Source organism: Clostridium thermosuccinogenes, from assembly GCF_002896855.1.
GTDB lineage: Bacteria > Bacillota > Clostridia > Acetivibrionales > DSM-5807 > Pseudoclostridium > Pseudoclostridium thermosuccinogenes.
In genome coordinates this window covers 2,621,272-2,641,093 of record NZ_CP021850.1, presented here as the reverse complement: position 1 = coordinate 2,641,093, position 19,822 = coordinate 2,621,272, and the positions used below count along the sequence as shown (strand labels likewise).

Here is a 19,822-nt window from a genome sequence, read left to right as displayed (position 1 = left end):
AAACCTGTTTGGTTTTCAAGTATCATGATTTAACAAAGAAAGGAGCTTTATTATTAATGCGCCTTTATTTTAAGTATTTAAAAATTTTACTTAAAGCTCAAATGCAGTATAGGATTTCTTTCTGGCTGCTTACCCTGGGACAGTTTTTTGTACCTCTTTCAATTTTTGTGAGCCTGTATTTTCTTTTTGAGAGGTTTGGAAATATAAAAGGATGGAGCTTTTTTGAAGTGGCTTTATGCTTCTCAGTTGCCAATATGGCCTTTGCCATTACTGAATGCTTTGCCAGAGGTTTTGATGCATTTTCAAGAATGGTGTCTGCAGGGGAGTTTGACAGGGTTTTGGTAAGGCCACGCAGTACAGTTATACAAGTCATGGGCTCAAGGTTTGAATTCACCCGGGTAGGCAGGCTGTTGCAAAGCATAGGAGTTCTGATATGGGCATTGATGAATCTGCCCATCGATTGGAATGCAGCCAAAGCGATTACATTGGTTTTAATGGTTGTAAGCGGGGTGTTCATCTTTACAGGTATATTCGTTCTTGCTGCAACTTTGTGTTTCTGGACAATTCAAGGCATTGAGGTTGCCAATATATTTACCGATGGGGGCAGGGAAATGAGCCAATACCCTCTTGACATTTACAAAAAATGGATTGCCCGTTTTTTCACCTTTGTAATTCCTTTTGGCTGTATGAATTACTATCCTTTGATGTATGTATTGGACAGGGTGGAAGGAAATGAGATTTTATATATGCTGTCACCCCTTTGTGGTATTCTGTTTGTTTTTCCATGCTTTCTTGTATGGAGGATCGGAGTAAGGCACTACAGATCTACCGGTTCATAACGATGCATTTCTGAGTTTTCCATAAAAGCGTTCATCTTCCATGTTTTATGTTTCGATACTTCTGTGGAGGGTATAAATTTAATATAAGAAGATGGGAGATTATATAATACAGGAGGTGCATGTTATGGATTATAAAAAATTGAACAAAAATAACCCGGTTTCTCCTGACTTGCATTTATCAAAATTTGAAAATGGCTCAGTAGATAGAAACGATGACTTATACTTAGATTTCGAAAATGCATGCTGTTCACCGGAATTTACGAATGGCTGCATTTTTTATAAAATGAACAAAGGGCGGGAATTTAAAAATATTTAAGATATATTCAAAGAAACGGCTGCAAAGAGAAATGCAGCCGTTTCTTTATACTGTAAAAGCTTGACTGCAGATTGCAGAAATTGCTATATTTAAATATAGATGCAAATTGCCGGCACACTATATAAATATGGTAAAAATCATTATAGTTAAAGTACTGATTCATGTAAAATTCAATTTATATAGTGCAGGAGTGAGTTCAGCTAATAATAGATGGTTGATTTTTATGTGTTTTGAACCATTTCAGTGTGGCAATAATCTATTTTAATCAGCTGAAATCGAACCGGTTTTATGTAATTATGGATATGTTTTATATATTGGTTTATAAAATATCTTTTATACAGAACCTGCGCTTGGAAAATGTCAGTATAATCTCTCAAAGCCATGCTTGCAAAACACAATCAATAATAAAACAACATTCTCATTTTGTGTTAACGACTTAAATTGATAGGGGTTATAGGAAGATGGACGCAATGGTGTTACAGGCCGGTTCTGACAGAAGATTTCATTACGATAGCAAAGTGACAGGAGGAAGCGATGTATAATTACAAGCTTATAGCTCAGTATGATGGCAGCCGCTATAAAGGCTGGCAGCGCCTGGGTGACACTGATAATACAATTCAGGGCAAACTGGAGAATGTGCTTTCTGAGATGACGGGGGAGCCTATAGAAGTCATAGGCTGCAGCAGAACTGATGCCGGAGTGCATGCCTTGGCTCAGGTAGCCAATTTTAAAACCAGTAAAAACTTTGCGGAATCCGATATAAAAGAGTATTTGAACAGGTATCTGCCAAAGGATATATGCATTTTGGACGTTGAAGCCGTTCCCGAAAGGTTTCATGCCAGATATAATGCAAAGTATAAAGCATATTTGTATAAGATTTGGAATAAGGAATACTCAAACCCTTTCATGAGAAAATACAGCATGCATATTGAGAACAAGCTGGATATTGATAAGATGAAGGAAGCAAGGGAATACTTCATTGGAGAACATGATTTTACTGCTTTTTCCAATGCCAAGTCCAAGAAAAAATCCATGGTGCGTAAAATATATTCCATTACCATAGATCAGGAGGATGGTTTCATACTGATCAGGCTGATAGGCAATGGATTTCTCCACAATATGGCGCGGAAGATAGTGGGGACATTGATAGAGGTCGGACTGGGAAAACTTGATGCCGCAACCATACCGGACATAATAGAATCCAAGGACAGAAGCCTGGCAGGATTTATTGCTGATGCCTGCGGACTATACCTGGAGAAAATTACTTATTAGCAGTGTCATATATGCATCCTTTTTTTCAACTCGGCTTTGATATTCTCCCCTTGGAATATGAATATGGCAGATATGAAAATAATGCTTAATGCTATGCACGCTATAGAAGCATGATAGACTTTTATCCAATCGAGGAGAATAAACAATCCCGGGATGATGCCAAAAAGACCGTTCAGCAGTGCATAGGCAATATAATCCCTTACACTGAGCTTCATGATTTTTGCAGTCACATACATGACCAGCATAGCCGTAACACAGGCAATTGGGATGAAAAATTCCAATGACCATCCTCTCCAGCCGGTTTTCCAGTCCCAGACAACTGAAAGCGCCGACACAATCGTAACCTGCCACATTATATTTTTGGGCATATTGTGCCTTTTCCGTATAACCACGACCAAGCTGACCCACATGCTGAGAATCCCCAATAATACCAGGATGGGCCAGTTAATATCTGTAGGAAATATTATATAAACAGCGAAGCTCGCTACTGTGGCTACTATTGATATAAAGACCATGATTTTAACAGCCAGATGGCTTTCATAAGAAGGAGGTATTACAGGGCATATTTCCTCCTGGAGGCTGCCTTCACTGCCTTCCGGCAGCATATTTCCGCACAGGGGGCATACATCTCTGTTCCCGCGCAAATGAACCTGGCAATGATCGCAATATTTCATAGACCTCTTCCTTTCTATATATTGGATGATATCTCAATTTCAATTCCCTTTTTGGCGAGGAATTGAAAGAAGGTCCTTTGTATATCGGTATCCCGGTAAGGCGAAGTAAAACTGATAACAAGCCTGTCTCCATAGGAGCACATGCAGATCTGCGGTCTTCTGACACTGGTGCATACGCTGAACTGTCGGATATAAGCATCAAACTCTGCCGGCATGTTGATCCGGCCTATATTGGACAAGGCAGCGGTAATACCTCTGTCATTCAGCTTATTGGCAGCACGGATGAAATAATCCTTAAAGGGAAGAGGCACAATTCTGGCGAGGATGTTCTTTTCCAGTGCCATAAACCGGTTCAATTGCATATTCAGGTTCTCTTCCGTAAGCTCTCTCCGGAAGCTGTCGTTGACCTTTTCAACTATGCTTTCCAGATCATCCCTGTTTTTATCAAAAAAATACCCAACCTTCATAGTGCTGAAAAAGTTACGCGCAGTTACCGATTCAAAGAACTGTCTTAAGTTTATGGGTATGGATAAAACCACCGGGCGGTTTTTCACCCGGGACGGCATTTCCTTGTATATGGAATATATGAACAGGGATGCGATAAAAACGGTTAACGTGGCGTTAAATTCATGAGCAAGCTCCAGAACGGCTTTTACCGACATGGAGCCTTCTATCAGCTTAATGCGGTTCTCCTCCAGTCTTGTCCCCCGAAGATGGTAAGCTGTAACGCCTTTTTCCTTTTCATTGTCTCCATTCTTTTCCTTATGCGCTCCTTTACCGGTATAAAACCTGCTGAAGCTGTCATCCATTTTTTTGCTCATGGGAGCGCTGTAATTCAGTTCGGGAATTTTACCTCCCATGTCATGCCCGTGCTTTAGAACCAGATAATGATGGACAAGAGTCTGCATGAACCAAAGGGCACCAGTTCCGTCGGAGAGGGAATGGAATACTTCCAGATTAACTCTGTTATTGTAGTAAAAAGTCCTAAACAGCAGATTTCGCCTGTCTCTTAAATAAATAGGGGCGCAGACCGGATTGGATTCTATTTGGACAGTGGGCTTAATATCGCTGGTTTCAAGGTAATACCAAAAAAATCCTCTCCTTAAAACGGATTTATACAAGGGAAAGCTTTCCACAGTCAGATCCAGGGCCTTTTGCAGAATTTCAGGGTCCACAGCCTCATACAGTTCGCATGTAAGCCGGAAAACCTTGGTATCCCTGTCGCTACTGGTTGCAGCAAAATACTTCGATGCATTATCCAACCTTGTCCATTCAACTTTTCTGCGGTGAGTCATATACGTTCTTCATCCTTATCCTGTTGGCACATAAAATATATAATCTAGTCTAAAGCTTTCTATTGCGAAGCTATCTCTCCCTGCGTTTATATATTAGTTTATCCAAATAAAGGTGGAAAATCAACGTGCAATCGACCCTCTTTTTCATTAAATTCTTTGCTTCACACATATGGATATTTTAAACTCCACAATATAAACTTATATTATGGAACTTATAAAGTGATCATAAAAACAATAAAAGAAGGGGAGGAGATGAAAAATTGCATCTTTCTACAGAAAGTGCGCAGCAAATTGCCAATGAGATAAGCACTATTGTCAAGCAAAATGTGAATATAATGGATGCTCAAGGTTATATTATAGCCAGCACTGATCCCCAGCGCATCGGTAATTTTCATGAAGGCGCAAAAAAGATAATTGAGGAAGGCTTGCCTGAATTTTATGTCACCCCGGAAGCGCAGACTCCTACCACCAGGACCGGTCTTAACCTGCCAATAGTCATCAATGGTGAGACCATCGGTGTTGTGGGTATCACCGGTGAATACGAGCAAGTATACAATTATGGCCAGATTGTGAAGAAGATGACTGAAATTTTGGTGCGGGAGAGCTATAACCGGGAGCAGGAGAGGTTTGACAATAAAATCAGGAACCGATTTTTAGAAGACTGGATCTTAGGTTCCGGCCTGGAGCAAGGCAGTGCTTTCATAGAACGAGGTGTAGCGCTGCATATTGATATAACCCGGCCAAGGAGGGCAATGGTGCTGCGCATTAATGGTTTCCGGCAGCTTGCCGGTACCGGTGAAGGGCAGAAGCTGATTGAAAAGGTGGAAAGAGAAGTACAGCGGTTTATCTCCCAGGAGCAGTCAAATATATATCTGCGGCTGACAACCAAGCAGGTTTGTTTGGTATCGCCCCGAAGCGATGAAATGATGAAGGCACTGGCAGAGAAGCTTGTTCAGCATATAAAAAGAAACTTAGATGTGGACCTGCTTATAGGGATTGACAGCGGAGAGTCTGGAACCACTGATGTCAGAACTGCTTATGCAAAAGCAAACAAAGCCTCCCACGCATGCCTTGTGTCAAATCACTCTATCTTGCTGTATGACCAGATCAATATGGAAATATTTATGGAGGATATTCCAAAGTCAGTGAAAGAGGAGTATCTCAGGAAGATTTTTACCGGCTGCAGCTATGAAAAGATACTGCACTGGATAAATATCTTAGAAGCCTATTTCTCAGCGGAAGGCTCCATAAGTCTTGCAGCGCAAAAATTGTACATGCATAAAAACACACTGCAGTATAAGTTAAAAAAGCTGGAGGAAATAACCGGATATGACGTGCGGCTTCCCAGCAACAGTGCGGTTTTTTACATTGCAGTACTGTTTTTCCGGGATGTGAAGAATGATATGACAATTTATGGGGAATGATACTGAATGGCTGTATTTTAAAGCTATGCTGTTATTGGTAACATAAATTTGACCATCAAAATGTTACTGCAGACATATACAAACTTGATGAAAGCCTGTATTATATTAGATGTAAAAAACACATCTTTGTAGCCGGAAAGCTTACATAAGCAGAGCTTTCGTCAATTTGCCGGACCTTAAGCCAAGGCTAAGGGTCAAAAAAATTATTAAGGAGGCAGTCTTATGTCTGGATTTGGTCTTATTATTGCGTTTGTGGTTTCCATCATCGTAATGATTGTGGCAATTTCCAAGCTGAAAATCCACCCCTTCCTGTCCATCATGGGCGTATCGCTTATTTTGGGACTTGTTGCGGGCATTCCTCTGGTAAACGTTACCAAAGATGACGGCACTGTGGTACAGGGCCTGGCTAACGTTATCGGAGCAGGTTTCAGCGGCACTTTTACCAGTATTGGTATAGTTATTATCCTGGGTGCTTTGATAGGCACCATTCTTGAGGTAACCGGAGCTGCATTCAAACTGGCGGATATGGTTGTCAAGCTGGTTGGAAAAAAACGTCCCGACCTTGCTATGTTGATAATGGGTTGGGTTGTTTCCATCCCTGTTTTCTGTGACAGCGGCTTTGTAATCTTAAATCCTATCCGTAGAGCTCTTGTAAGGCGTACGCAAACCAGCAGCGTAGCGATGACGCTTTGCTTGTCTGCAGGATTGTATGCTTCCCATGTATTTATTCCTCCGACACCAGGACCTATTGCTGCCGCCAACACTCTTGGCGTTGGAAATAATATGCTTCTGGTTATGGGAATGGGTGTGCTGGTTTCCATACCTGCCCTGGTAGCTTCATACTTTTATGCAAAGTTTATAGGGAAAAAGGTTAAATCCGGTGATGAGGCCGACGCTGCTGTAAAAGATGGTGAAATTGTAAAGACTTATGAACAGATTGTGGCTGAATATGGACGTCTGCCTAACGGAATGCTCGCCCTTAGCCCCATCATTGTACCGATTATACTCATGGCATTGGGTTCCATCGCTTCTATGGCACGTTGGACCGGTACTGCCCTTACTCTCTTCACTTTCTTGGGCACACCTATAATTGCTCTTGCTGTAGGCACCCTGTTTGGTGTATTGCTGTTGGCTGACACCAAGAAAATGAAAGAGTTTTACAGCATAACCGACAGCACATTGAAAACAGTCGGTCCCATCCTGTTTGTAACTGCAGCAGGAGGAGTTTTAGGCAAGGTTATTGCAGTTTCCGGCATGGTTGAATATATTACGTCGAAAGCGACTCTATTGCAGACAGTGGGTATATTCTTCCCGTTCATACTGTCAGCCATCCTCAAATCAGCCCAGGGTTCATCCACCGTGGCTCTCACTACCACAGCCGGTATCATGGCGCCCCTTATGGGACTTATGGGGCTGGAATCCCCTGTGATGAGTGTCCTCACGGTTATGGCCATTGGTGCAGGAGCGATGACTGTCTCCCACGCTAATGATTCATACTTCTGGGTTGTTACCAACTTTGGAGCAATGAAACCGGAACAGGGTTACAAGACCCAGACAATGATAACTCTGGTGGAGGGTCTGGCTTCAATGGTAGGAGTGTTAATTCTCTATATGATATTTAGATAAGGCTATGCATTTGTAATATTCCTGGGGCGGTAAGCAATTACTGCCCCAGTGCTTTTAAATTTGTGGTAAAATATGTGGCGTAAATACATTATAACTGCGGCAAAAATAAGGAGAATGTTATGAAAAAGATACTGCTCATTCCGGATTCCTTTAAAGGAACCATGTCATCCAGTGAAATCTGCGAAATAATGAAAAAAGCTATTCATACCTACTATCCTGAGACCGAGGTGATCAGCATCCCGGTCGCCGACGGTGGGGAAGGCACGGTGGATTCTTTCCTGGCGGCGGTTGGAGGAAAAAAGGTGCATCTTACCGTAAAAGGTCCTTATTTTGAAGATATAAAGAGTTTCTATGGGATTTTGCCGGATAATACCGCCGTGGTGGAGATGGCGGCTGCAGCAGGCCTTCCCTTGGTGGGTGAGAACAAGCATGCAGAAAAAACCACAACATACGGTGTCGGCCAGCTTATCAGTCATGCCGTCGCTTCAGGATGCAGGAAGATTATAATAGGACTGGGAGGCAGCGCCACTAATGACGGAGGTACCGGAGCGGCAGCAGCCCTGGGTGTACGGTTTATCAATTCAAAGGGTGAGTCCTTTATACCTGTGGGTGAATCTCTGTCCGAAATTGCATCTATTGACACCAGTGGCTTAGACCCTGACCTCAAAGGGGTGGAGATGATTACCATGTGTGATATAGATAATCCTCTTTGCGGCCCACGGGGCGCTGCAGCTGTGTTTGCTCCGCAAAAGGGTGCCGATGAGGCCATGGTGCGCATCCTTGACCAAAACCTTGCCCATATGGCTGAAATAGTTAAAAAAGATTTAGGCAGAGACATCATCAATCTTAAAGGCGCAGGAGCTGCAGGAGGTATGGGAGGCGGTATGGCAGCCTTTTTTGGCAGCAAGCTGCAGATGGGTATTGAAACCGTGCTGGATGCCGTACACTTCAATGAGCTTCTGGATGGAGCTGATTTGGTTTTCAGCGGTGAAGGCAAAATCGATTCCCAGTCGCTTGGCGGCAAGGTGGTTATCGGTGTGGCCCGACGGACTAAGAAAAAGGGAGTTCCTTTGATAGCTATCGTGGGGGATATCGGTGATGACATTGAAGGTGTATACGATGAAGGTGTAAGCGCTATTTTCAGCATAAACCGCGTGGCAATTCCGTTCAGTGAAGCAAAGCTACGCAGTAAAAGTGACCTCGCCCTTACCATGGATAACCTCATGCGCTTTATATCGCTGTACAGATGAAGACTGAGGCAGTAAATTTGACTAATTGAGCTGGCATTTTCAATAGTATAGTTCCGAGTTGAAGAGCTGGTATGTTTGTTGCGGGGCAAATCAGTCGACTTAAATTCATGTGATTTGTCTTATCTTTCACTTCGCAAACTATCTCTATTAACTCTCAACAACACTGTCTCAAATAGCTGGCACAACAAATTAAGTAAGGTATCGAGAAATTATCAGATAGAGCATAAAAGCCATTCCGGAAGATTTTCGATGTTGTGATGAATCCGGGATGGCTTTTTAATCTTCCTTGATGTTTTATGTTATGTAGTTTAAAATCGTATAAGGAAAGGAATTATGAAAGATAATTGTATTAAAAGATTTGCATGCGTAAGGAGACAGAAAACAGTATGGCGACAGTGATTTTGAAAAAAGGTGAAGGAAGGACTTTGAGTGCCGGGGGAGCCTGGATCTATGATAATGAAATTGGCAGGATAGATGGGAACTTTACCAATGGTGATTTGGTAAAGGTTGAGGCCTTTAACGGTTATCCTTTGGGAACAGGATTCATAAACACCAATTCCAAAATAACGGTCAGGATGATGAGCCGCAAGGAAGGACAGGTCATCGATGACGCTTTTATAGAGCAGAGGGTCAGAGACTGTGTGGAATACAGAAAGCGCACCATAGATATGTCCAGTTGCCGCCTTATATTCGGAGAAGCCGATTTTCTACCCGGAATGGTAGTGGACAAATATTCCGACGTTCTGGTGGTTCAGTCCCTTGCTCTGGGGATCGACCGGTTTAAATTGAAAATTGTGGAGGCATTGAAAAAAATCCTTGCTGAGGAAGGAATGCCGATACGGGGAGTTTATGAACGCAGTGATGCAAAAGTGCGGGCTTTAGAAGGCATGGAGCCAGTAAAAGGCTTCATTGGCGACCCTTTCGATACCAAGGTTCAGATTGTGGAAAACGGTGTCAAATACTATGTGGATGTTGAAAAAGGCCAAAAAACCGGCTTTTTTCTGGATCAAAAGCTCAACCGTGCTGCGATAAGACCTCTGTGCAAGGGAGCAAAAGTATTGGACTGCTTTACCCATACCGGTTCTTTTGCTTTGAATGCAGGAGCTGCCGGGGCAGCTTCTGTCTTGGGTGTGGATGCATCGGAGCTGGCCATAGCGGAAGCAGAAGAAAACGCGAGATTAAACGGCCTGGAGGGAACAGTACGCTTCCAGGCTGCAGATGTTTTTGATTTACTGCCGCAGCTTGAAGAAAAAGGTGAGCAATTTGATGTGGTCATACTGGATCCGCCTGCTTTCACCAAGTCCAGAGAATCAGTAAAGAAAGCGGCTAAAGGATATAAGGAGATAAATTTGCGGGGGATGAAGCTGGTAAAGGACGGGGGTTTTCTGGTGACATGTTCCTGCTCCCATTTTATGACCCGGGAGCTGTTTGAAAAAACCATTGCCCTTGCCGCAAAGGATGCCAGAAAGCGCTTGAGGCAGGTTGAGTACCGGACGCAAGCTCCCGACCATCCTATTCTTTGGGCGGCTGATGAGTCGTTTTATCTTAAATTTTTTATTTTTCAGGTTTGCACTGAAAAATAGGGTAGAGCAAACCAATTTAAAAGAAATGCCGCTTATGCTCCTATGGATAAAGAGCATAAAAGCGGCTTTCTTTATCGTTGCTGTTTTCATCACTTTCAGGATATTGATTATATAAATCTGCTTAGAACATTATGCTGCATTAAATTTGCATAAGGTATAAAATTTACATAGAGTTACTGATGCTATTTTACAACATGCTAGTTTTTTATAAATACCCTGATAAAGGTTAGGGTGCAATTCGTACAAAGTATTAAAATCACATATATTTAATCAAAGCTTGCTCATTTCTTATGCGCTTAATTCCACATTGTCCGACGAAACAGGTATATATTTTGTTTCCCATTTTCCTGAGCGGAAGCGGAAGACGAAAAAGCAGAAGCGGCTTATCCAGTCCATGACCATAGACACCCAGACACCTATGGCTCCCCATCCCAGGCCTATTCCTAAAATATAGCTGAAAACCACCCGGAATAAAAACATGGAGCCTATGGATACGAACATGGTATATTTCACATCATTGGCAGCCCGGAGCGCATTGGGCAGTGTAAAGGATGAAGGCCAGAGCAGTATTGCGCATCCGTTATGAATTAATACCAATATCGCAGCAAGACGCAAGGTTTCATCGGACAGATTATATATGCGCAATATCAAAGGCATAGATATAAGTATTATGGCATTCATCCCTGCTGTTACGGCATAGGCTATTTTAATTAGCTTTTTTGTGTAATATCGTGCCTGCTTGTAGTCACGAGCACCGATACATTGACCGATTACAGTTATCATCGCGAGGCTCATTGCCTGTCCCGGAATGCAGCCCAAGGAATCCAGATTGTTGGCCACAGCGTTGGCTGCTATCTGCACTGTTCCAAAATATGCGATGATGCTTACCACCAGAAGACGGCCCAGCTGAAAAATGCTGTTTTCCAGGCCACTGGGAATCCCGATGAACAATATTCTGCGAATGATATTGAAATCAGGCTTGAAGCCTTTCCGCCTTATATAAATCACCCTGTGAGGGTTGGAAATGAGCACCAGCATTATTGCCGAACCTGTAGCCTGGGATACCAGTGTGGGTATTGCAACCCCTTCTACGCCCATACGCAGGATAAAAAGGCAAAAGGCATTGCCTGCAACATTTACCATATTTACAACCATCGATGTGGCCATAGAAACCCGGGAGTTGCCCATAGCCCTAAAAAGCGCGGCGCATGAATTATATATGGCTATGAACGGGTAGGCTAGTCCTGTTATAAAGAAATAAGTCATGGCATTTTTCATGACATCATCTTCGATGGTCCCGAACAGCAAAAGGAGCAAACGGGAACGTAAAAAAAGAGCAATTGTCATTATTATCAACGAAATGGTAAAAGTAACCGTCAACAGCTGATTTGCAGACCTGCGCGCCTTTTCCAAATCCCTTGCACCGATAAACTGGCTTGCCACAACAGCTCCCCCTGTTGCCAGAGCTGCAAATATATTGATGAGAAGGACGTTAATCATGTCCACCAACGATACACCTGAAACTGCGGCCTCTCCCAGGGAGGAAACCATGATGGTGTCTATCATGCCTACCGAAATTGCCAGTGCCTGTTCTATTATGAGAGGACCTATAAGTTTTTTTAAATCGTGATTTGAAAATTCAACTTTTTTATCCATTAAGCAAATTACCACCTTTGATCTTCAATCATTGCCAAGGATCTTCCTTTAAAGCCTTCGGTTATGCCGGTAAAAAGGTAACGTAGTGGAAGCTCTTGGTGATGGCTTGTATAGCGGAGCATATGCCAACTCCCAAAACCCAAACGAATCGGCAGTTCTTAATTAAGCATGCCAACTCTCTAACTCTGAACTTGTATAGTAAATTTAAATACCGGCATATCGGATTAAACCTGCACGGTGAGGCATGAAATTCTTTTGAAAAATACATTCAGCCATAATGATTTACCTATTGGCTGCAGTTCAATAAAGACACTTAAATAGCATCATATAAAGCAATCCATAGCTTAAAAAGCAACCTCCCAGCAGTGCTTAGATGCAAGGAAGCTAAAACTGCCAAAGTATATATTGATACAGTATCTTTATTGCTTCAAAGATATTAAGCCTCTTGTTAAATGTCCATATCATAGTATATGACAAGCTGGACAAAACTGCAACTTTTCGATGCAGTTCTGCGGTGATTCTATCTCAGTTGTAGAACACTATCTTAAGTTAACTTGATGTGTTGGCATTTTACAGGTATAGTTGCAAGTTGAAACAAATATTACTGGGATTTTAGTTGTTGTTGAACTACATTTTGTTTGATACAACAATATAAATTTTTTAATAATGTATGATTGACAATAGTGTATGTCATACAGTATACTAAAAACGAGGTGATTACGTGGAATCAGTAAATGATTTAGTTAATTCGCTTATTGTAGAGCTTAGACGGGGTACCCTGGTGCTTTCCGTATTAAGCCAGCTTCAAAAACCTGAGTATGGATATTCCCTCGTACAGAAGCTGGAGAAGAAAAATGCAGCGATCGAAGCAGGCACCCTCTATCCGCTGTTAAGACGATTGGAAAAGCAAGAGCTTCTCAGTAGCGAATGGGACACGACAGAAAGCAGGCCGCGAAAATTCTATGTATTAAGTGAAAAAGGAAAACAGGTATACCAGCTTCTGAAAAGTGAGTGGAAGTCGCTTTCCAACCAGCTGGAAGTCTTATTAATGGAGGATGAGGATAATGAAAATGATTGATCTTTATGTGTATTCTGCCACAAGGCATCTGCCTGAGGATGCACGGGAAGACATAGCCAGAGAACTGGAGTCAAATATAACAGATATGTTGCCTGAAGATGCCACAGAAGAAGATGTAAGAGAAGTTTTGGAAAAACTCGGCGATCCTGCCAACCTTGCAGCAGAATACAGCGGTAAGAAAAAATATCTTGTTGGTCCCGATCTATATGACAGCTATATTTCTGTTCTAAAGCTGGTTACTGGTCTTGTTGCCATAGTGCTGGCATTCATTGCTTTGATAGGGAGTATCATAAATCCACCGTTGGAGAGCGGATTTCCAAAGGCTTTTGTCGATGTTGCTGTTGATATGTCTGTCGGTGTTTTTCAGGGAGTAATGCAGAGCATAGTTTGGGTAACATTGATTTTTGCAGTGCTGGAGAGGGTTGGAGTTAATGAGGGAAAGCTTCCTTATGTAAAGAAGAAGTGGACAGTAGATGAACTTATGGATTTGCAAGTAAAGGATAAAAGAAAAATATCCCGCGGCGAAACCATATTCACTATGTTTTTTACTATGCTGTTTGCAGCGCTGTTGATAACTAAGCCTCAGATGATTGGATGGTACAGCGTGGGCGGAAATGATACTATTCATATTGAACCTTTGCTGAACGTTCAACGTCTACAGATATATATTCCTGTGATGCTTATGTTTGTGGCGGTTTCTCTGGGCATTCTGGTGTGGAAATATATAGCCATGCACTGGAACTCAGCCTTGGCAGCAGTTAATGCAGTATACAATCTGGGTATCTGCATACTATTATATTGTATGATGCAGGATACAGCATTATTTAATGGAAGCTTTCTGTCAAAAGTGGCAGAGCTTCTTAAAATGCCTGCTTCTCAAATAATGGAGCAGGTAAATATCCAAAAGACAATATTTGCTTTAATTTTTATCGGGTTTTGCATTTGGGACAGTATATCCGGATTTGTGAAATCAAAAAAATAATTGCAACTATATTTATTTGCAGATAATTTCCATATATTTTTGCTGGCAATTTTGTTAGTAGGAGAGAAGTAGAGTGACGAAAATTCTTGTAATAGATGATGAGCAGGCTATTTTGGACCTGATTGAAATGATACTGAAAAGAGAGAAATTTCAGGTAGCTACAGCCCCGGATGGAAAATCCGGGCTGCGGCTGTTTGATAGCTTTAATCCCGACCTGGTATTGCTGGATATCATGCTTCCGGATATCAGCGGACATGAGGTGTGCAGAGAAATAACAAATAAGCGCAAGACACCGGTTATCATGCTCACTGCAAAGGATGACATAGTAGACAAGGTTCTCGGGCTGGAGCTGGGAGCCGATGATTATATAACAAAGCCTTTTGACGCAAGGGAGCTGATCGCCCGTATAAAGGCAGTGCTAAGACGCCTTGAGAGGAATGATGAACCAAAGGAAAACAAAGTGGGAGACTATGAGCTTATGGTGGACCTGGATAACAGGACGGTTTTTAAAAGGGGAAAACTGGTCGAGCTCACATTGAAGGAGTATGAACTTCTTGAAGTGTTTGTCAGAAACCCTCATAAGGTGTTTTCCAGGGAGGAGCTCCTGCAGAAGGTATGGGGATATGATTTCATGGGAGACACCCGGGTAGTGGATATCTGCATCACCCGCTTGAGAAAGAAGATTGAAGACGACAGCAGCAATCCAAAGCACATAATAACCATATATGGCTTTGGCTACCGTTATGGAGGTGCATAGAAAATGAAGCTGAAGGCCCGGCTTATAACAGGCAATCTCCTTGCAACCATGCTGACTCTGCTGCTGGTAGGCATTTTGGTCATGGAAGGAATCAAACAGCTCAGCATAAGCTCTATAGAACAGCAGCTCATTGAGCAAAGCAAGCTGGCTGAAATTTATATATCCCAGATGCACATTATCAAAAATGACAGCTCTGAAGATTTGAGCAGTGAAACGGCTTCAGGCGTAATCAGCAAATTAGGCCTGATTCTGGGCAATATCCGGATATATGATGAAAACTACAGCCTTCTGGCATCTTCTAAAAGTAATGAGAAGGACAGCATAACCGAATATGAGAATAAAAAAATCCTGGAGGCGGCTTCTAAAGGCAATTATGCTTATATCATCAGGGACAACAGAATATATTTTGCGTCTCCGGTTTGTGTCCAGGAAAACACCATCGCAATTTTGGAGATAATATACCCATTGACCTTTTTCAGGGATTTCACCGGCAGGTTTATAAATATACTGTTCATCGGGGCAGGCCTATTTACAATATTGATTACTTTTTTAATAGCCAATATTGCGGCAAAAGTGACCAAGCCCATAAACAAGCTGGCAGTGGCGGCAGAAAATTATGCCAACCGGAACTTTGTGCCGCTTAAAATAAAAGGTTCCGACGAAATAGCCCAGCTTTACCGGAGCTTCAATGCAATGGGCGCTCAGCTTCAGGATTATATACAAAGGCAAAAACAGTTTGTATCCAACGTGTCCCATGAGCTCAGAACCCCTTTGACCGCCATTAAAGGCTATTCCGAGCTTCTGATGGATGAAGTGAAAGGACATCCTGATATGGAAAAGGCGGTATATCATCTGAACAATGAGTCCAGGCGTCTGGCAAAACTGGTGGATGAGGTTCTGACCCTGTCCAGAATAGACTCCAATAAGGAAAGTTTCCAGTTTGGCAGGTTGAATCTATCGTCTATTGTAAAGGAAACGATAGAAAAAATGTCCCTCAGGGCACAAAAATATGGAATAAGGATAGTCTCCGGCATTGAGCCGGATATTTTCATATGGGGAGACAGGGAAAAGCTGATCCAGATGATCGTGAACCTTCTGGATAATGCTTTTAAGTTCTCACCGTCCCCATCCACAGTGGAAGTAAAACTTCACAGGGATGCAAATATGGCTCTCCTGTCCATAACCGACCAGGGAATCGGCATTCCCGAGAAGGAAGCTGAAAAGGTGTTTGAACGATTTTACAGGGCTGAAAATGCCCGAAACATAACGGGTACAGGATTGGGCCTTCCTATTGTGAAATATATAGTCGAGGAGCATAAAGGCTCCATTGAGCTTAAACCGGGCATTGAAAAGGGTACGGCAGCAAAGGTAAGGCTGCCTGTCCTGCAGCAGGGATAAGCATCATGCCTTTAAAAAGTTACAACTTTGAAACAAGTTTGATTTAAGGATGAAACAACCGGATGCTATGATAAATGTAGAAAGAAACAAATTCTGATTGATGGAGGTAATGTAAAATGAAAAAGAAGTTTCTGATACTGCCGGTGCTTACAGTTTCAATATTTGCTTTCGTTGCTTGCAGCACCCTGCAGCTGGACACTGATGATGTGAAGGTGATAGATAAACCTAAGACGGAGGATAAAATCGAACAGAATCAGGGCAGCGGCACAGGCCAGAACAAAGATGATGACAAACAAAAAAGCGATTTGAATGAAAAAGGAGAGGTGCTTCAAAAGGACACCGAAGAGTACATTAAGAGCATTATCGACGACAGGGCTACCGAAGTATTGACCGCCCTTAAGGATTATGACCTTAAAAAACTTTCACAGTATATCCATCCTGACAAAGGAGTGCGTTTCTCTCCTTATGGATATGTGGATGTAAAGGAAAACCTGGTGTTTACCGCAGAGGAAATTGAGAGCATGGACGAATCCAAGGTATACATGTGGGGATATTACGATGGCTCGGGAGAGCCTATAGAACTCACTTTCCCGGACTATCACAAAAGGTTCATATATGATGAGGACTTTATCAATGCGGACGAAGTAGGCTATAATAAGGTGCTGGGGCATGGAAACTCACTAAATAACAGCTTTGAAGTATATAAAAACTCAATAATCGTAGAATACCACTTCCCGGGTATCGATCCCCAGTATGAAGGAATGGACTGGAGAAGCCTCCGGCTGGTATTTGAAAAGAAGAGTGACCAGTGGTATATTGTCGGCATCATACACGACCAGTGGACGATTTAAGCCTCATGAAATAGGGCTTTAGCAGAAAAAAGGATATTTTAAAGATAAACTTAAAGTTGGATATAGAGAAAGGTTTATAAAAAAATTTAGAATAAGATTTAGAATAAGATTTAGAAAAAGATTTAGAAAAAGATTTAGAGAAGGGCGTGCTTTGTGATGGGGGTTGGCACTGGACGTTAATAAATCCTCGGCGTTAGGCTGGTGATCAATATCGCAAGCGCACATTCATAGCGAGTATGCTCAACTTAGTTTTTGGAATACACTTGACTAATATCATAAACTTACATTAAATGCAAATAACCGCTTTTCTCTGATGAGAGAACAGCGGTTATTTTCTTCCATAAATAAATATAATTAGTAATATTCAAGCATGATCAGTAGGCATTACCCAGTATGATCGGTAAATATTACATGCGTGATCAGTTAGCACCGTTAAGGGTGCTCAATAAGTATCGCCTAAAAGAGGGCGGATATTCAATTCTTCAACAACTGCCTGGGGGGAGAGGGTAAGGATGGCTGCCACAAGCTTTCCTACGTCTGAGGCTTCAAGAAGCCTGTCGGCAGGGATTTTTTCATTGGGAACGCGTTTTTGGGTAAAGGTTCCCCCCGGATTTATTAAAGTGACTCCGACTCCAAGCTGTTTCAGTTCATTCCTCAAAAAATAGGAATAGGACCTTAATGCCCATTTGGTGACTCCGTAAAGGGAGCCATCATCAACTCTTATCCCGGCGGTTGACCCGATTATTATAATGCGGGGATACTGGCTTTTTTTCAAAGTTTCAATAAAACCTTGCACCAATTGATAATTTGACAGGACGTTGACTTCCAGCAGTTGCCTCAGCTCATCCGGAGAAGGTTTTAGCACCGATCTTTCGGGGCCTCCGAAAGCTGCGGCGTTAAGAACTATCACATCCGGATAGAAATTCTCCCGCCGGGTGGCATTTATCAATGCATCAATTTGCCCTTCTTTTCCAATGTCACAGGCAAAGCCTTGGACTTTGGCGGAAAAGCTTTTGATAGTACTGTCTAGTCTTTCCGGATTTCTTGCTACCAGGAAAAGCTCATGTCCGGCAGTATGGAGCTCTTTTGCAATTGCCAGCCCAATGCCTTGACTTCCTCCTGTTATTAGGATTTTCACTATACCACTCCTTCTATTGGACAGGCTAAACCCTTGCCTCTATCGCTTCCTTTAATGTTTTTCTCTGAGGCGCATACGGGGTTTGATTGGGATAGCCGACATCCACATATGTCACTAATTTCAGGTATTCCGGCAGGTTGAAATATTTGCTGATCCTCTCTATCATCGCATCGTTGAAGGTCAACCATACACTGCCTAATCCCAGGGCATGGGCTGCAAGAACCATATTCTGGGCTGCTGCACCTGCATCTATCAGCCGGTTTCTTACCGGGTTCAAAGGATTGGCCCTGTATACTCGTTCATCCTGAAGCACTACCAGGTGAACCGGGCCTCCAGGAACATCGCTTCCTTTAAATAATCCAGGAGTGGTTTCCTCCATAACCACCAGATATTTTATTGACTGCAAATTGCACGAATGGGCTGCCCACAATCCACTTTCCAGTATTTTGTCAATCAGCTCGTCAGGAACTCTTTCATCAGTGAAATGCCTCACCGACCTTCTTTCCTTGATAACCTTAAAAAACGCATCCTTCTCCTCATCCGACAGCTTATAAGGTTCATATTCGCTTAAATCTAGTTTTTCGCCCCTTAGCAGTGTTTCGGAAAATTCTATCAGCTTCTTTGCGTATACATATTCGGGAAGATCCTTGGGCAGGTTCCGTTCCTCCCAAAGCCTGATAAACTTCTTGGCTGTCGCGCTCTGATTTTCTTTCAGAACCTCATCGCCGTTTGCGGCGGCATAGGTCTGAATCTCCAGGGTGTGATGCACTCTTTCACGGAATCTGGCCCTGAATTCCACCTCGTCCAATTTCAAATATTCCTCATCGGTTAAATTGAATTGTTTTAATACATTATCCGACATTTTACATCCTCCTTCACTCATATGTTATATTCGATCATATCTTCGTTTTCATCAGGATTGTTGAGGCACATGTAGATTTTCTCCACTATATCCAGCAGTGCCGGGTTATTACGGCTCCGCGGCCAGCCACAGGGAACTTCAAAAATCCGCTGTATGCGCCCGGGACGTGGCGTGAGCAGCACTATGCGAGTTGAGAGATATACCGCTTCGGAGACATCATGGGTGACAAAAAGTATGGTTTTTTTCTCTTGCTGCCAAATCCTGATAATCTCATCCTGGAGAGCAAGGCGAGTCAAGTGATCTACTGCGCTGAAGGGCTCATCCATAAGTATGCAGGCAGGATCATTCACCAAAGTGCGGGCAATACCGGCTCGCTGGCGCATACCTCCGGAAAGCTGGTGGGGGTATTTATTTTCAAAGCCTTTTAACCCAACCATTTCAATTGCCTTTTGCACTTTCTGAAGCCGTTCCTCTTTACTTACACCTGCCACTTCCAGACCAAACTCTATATTTTTTCTTACACTTCGCCAGGGAAAGAGGGATGAGTCCTGAAAAACCACTCCAATATCGCGGCTGGTGCCGGACTGAAGCTTGCCATCCAATAAAATCTCACCTTCCGAATGGGGCAAAAGTCCTGCTGCTATTTCCAGAAGCGTACTTTTTCCGCATCCGCTGGGCCCAAGGATGCAGACAAATTCGCCATCCTTGACCGTCAGGTTTATATCTTTAAGCGCTGTTGTTTCTTCGCCTTCCCAATTTTCATAATATTTTGATATATTGCGAAACTCAATAGCAGGCATGATTCCTTCTCCTTTTGCTTA

The 19,822-nt window shown here is 42.6% G+C and carries 18 protein-coding genes; 12 read left to right on the top strand and 6 right to left on the bottom strand.

Annotated elements, in window-relative coordinates:
• Window positions 1-56: 56 nt before the first annotated feature.
• The 3 genes from CDO33_RS11465 to truA all read left to right on the top strand — a co-directional run bounded on the left by CDO33_RS11465 (window position 57) and on the right by truA (window position 2,427).
• Window positions 57-839: an ABC transporter permease gene (locus tag CDO33_RS11465; RefSeq protein WP_103080127.1), complete on the top strand. Its 783-nt coding sequence runs from the start codon at window positions 57-59 to the stop codon at window positions 837-839.
• A 124-nt stretch (window positions 840-963) separates the two neighbouring features.
• Window positions 964-1,155 (top strand): hypothetical protein, encoded by a 192-nt coding sequence (locus CDO33_RS11460; protein ID WP_103080126.1) that lies wholly within the window; start codon window positions 964-966, stop codon window positions 1,153-1,155.
• Window positions 1,156-1,689: 534 nt separating this feature from the next.
• On the top strand, window positions 1,690-2,427 hold the full coding sequence (gene truA, locus CDO33_RS11455; RefSeq protein ID WP_103080125.1) for a tRNA pseudouridine(38-40) synthase TruA: 738 nt from the start codon (window positions 1,690-1,692) through the stop codon (window positions 2,425-2,427).
• A gap of 5 nt (window positions 2,428-2,432) precedes the next feature.
• Here truA and CDO33_RS11450 read toward each other — a convergent pair whose 3' ends face one another.
• Window positions 2,433-3,101, bottom strand: a complete 669-nt coding sequence (locus CDO33_RS11450) for a DUF6320 domain-containing protein (RefSeq protein WP_103080124.1) — start codon at window positions 3,099-3,101, stop codon at window positions 2,433-2,435.
• 14 nt (window positions 3,102-3,115) lie between these two features.
• Window positions 3,116-4,396: a hypothetical protein gene (locus CDO33_RS11445; RefSeq protein ID WP_103080123.1), complete on the bottom strand. Its 1,281-nt coding sequence runs from the start codon at window positions 4,394-4,396 to the stop codon at window positions 3,116-3,118.
• Between the two features lie 260 nt (window positions 4,397-4,656).
• Between CDO33_RS11445 and CDO33_RS11440 the strand changes: the two genes are divergently transcribed.
• The 4 genes from CDO33_RS11440 (at window position 4,657) to CDO33_RS11425 (ending at window position 10,279) form a co-directional block, all read left to right on the top strand.
• Window positions 4,657-5,820, top strand: a complete 1,164-nt coding sequence (locus tag CDO33_RS11440) for a CdaR family transcriptional regulator (RefSeq protein ID WP_103080122.1) — start codon at window positions 4,657-4,659, stop codon at window positions 5,818-5,820.
• A 222-nt stretch (window positions 5,821-6,042) separates the two neighbouring features.
• On the top strand, window positions 6,043-7,446 hold the full coding sequence (locus CDO33_RS11435; protein ID WP_103080121.1) for a GntP family permease: 1,404 nt from the start codon (window positions 6,043-6,045) through the stop codon (window positions 7,444-7,446).
• Window positions 7,447-7,565: 119 nt separating this feature from the next.
• On the top strand, window positions 7,566-8,696 hold the full coding sequence (locus tag CDO33_RS11430) for a glycerate kinase family protein (protein ID WP_103080120.1): 1,131 nt from the start codon (window positions 7,566-7,568) through the stop codon (window positions 8,694-8,696).
• A 386-nt stretch (window positions 8,697-9,082) separates the two neighbouring features.
• Window positions 9,083-10,279, top strand: coding sequence for a class I SAM-dependent rRNA methyltransferase (locus CDO33_RS11425; RefSeq protein ID WP_242973323.1), 1,197 nt, complete (start codon window positions 9,083-9,085; stop codon window positions 10,277-10,279).
• 288 nt (window positions 10,280-10,567) lie between these two features.
• Here the strand turns inward: CDO33_RS11425 and CDO33_RS11420 are convergent, their stop codons facing one another.
• Window positions 10,568-11,935: an MATE family efflux transporter gene (locus tag CDO33_RS11420; protein WP_103080118.1), complete on the bottom strand. Its 1,368-nt coding sequence runs from the start codon at window positions 11,933-11,935 to the stop codon at window positions 10,568-10,570.
• 721 nt (window positions 11,936-12,656) lie between these two features.
• Between CDO33_RS11420 and CDO33_RS11415 the strand changes: the two genes are divergently transcribed.
• The 5 genes from CDO33_RS11415 to CDO33_RS11395 all read left to right on the top strand — a co-directional run bounded on the left by CDO33_RS11415 (window position 12,657) and on the right by CDO33_RS11395 (window position 17,001).
• Window positions 12,657-13,013: a PadR family transcriptional regulator gene (locus CDO33_RS11415; protein ID WP_103080117.1), complete on the top strand. Its 357-nt coding sequence runs from the start codon at window positions 12,657-12,659 to the stop codon at window positions 13,011-13,013.
• Window positions 13,000-13,995, top strand: a complete 996-nt coding sequence (locus tag CDO33_RS11410; protein WP_103080116.1) for an HAAS signaling domain-containing protein — start codon at window positions 13,000-13,002, stop codon at window positions 13,993-13,995. Before CDO33_RS11415 ends, CDO33_RS11410 begins: the two co-directional genes overlap by 14 nt.
• A 73-nt stretch (window positions 13,996-14,068) precedes the next feature.
• On the top strand, window positions 14,069-14,752 hold the full coding sequence (locus CDO33_RS11405; RefSeq protein WP_103080115.1) for a response regulator transcription factor: 684 nt from the start codon (window positions 14,069-14,071) through the stop codon (window positions 14,750-14,752).
• 3 nt (window positions 14,753-14,755) lie between these two features.
• Window positions 14,756-16,150: a sensor histidine kinase gene (locus tag CDO33_RS11400; RefSeq protein WP_103080114.1), complete on the top strand. Its 1,395-nt coding sequence runs from the start codon at window positions 14,756-14,758 to the stop codon at window positions 16,148-16,150.
• Between the two features lie 116 nt (window positions 16,151-16,266).
• The gene (locus CDO33_RS11395; protein ID WP_103080113.1) at window positions 16,267-17,001 is read left to right on the top strand and encodes a hypothetical protein; all 735 of its coding nucleotides are present in this window, start codon (window positions 16,267-16,269) and stop codon (window positions 16,999-17,001) included.
• A gap of 442 nt (window positions 17,002-17,443) precedes the next feature.
• Here the strand turns inward: CDO33_RS11395 and CDO33_RS11390 are convergent, their stop codons facing one another.
• From CDO33_RS11390 to CDO33_RS11380, 3 genes are read right to left on the bottom strand one after another with little or no spacing between them, the layout of a single operon-like run.
• Complete coding sequence (locus CDO33_RS11390; protein ID WP_161496429.1) at window positions 17,444-18,139, bottom strand: SDR family oxidoreductase; 696 nt, start codon at window positions 18,137-18,139, stop codon at window positions 17,444-17,446.
• 25 nt (window positions 18,140-18,164) lie between these two features.
• On the bottom strand, window positions 18,165-19,001 hold the full coding sequence (locus CDO33_RS11385; RefSeq protein ID WP_161496428.1) for a nitroreductase family protein: 837 nt from the start codon (window positions 18,999-19,001) through the stop codon (window positions 18,165-18,167).
• Between the two features lie 17 nt (window positions 19,002-19,018).
• Window positions 19,019-19,801 (bottom strand): ABC transporter ATP-binding protein, encoded by a 783-nt coding sequence (locus tag CDO33_RS11380; protein WP_103080110.1) that lies wholly within the window; start codon window positions 19,799-19,801, stop codon window positions 19,019-19,021.
• Between the last annotated feature and the right edge of the window lie 21 nt (window positions 19,802-19,822).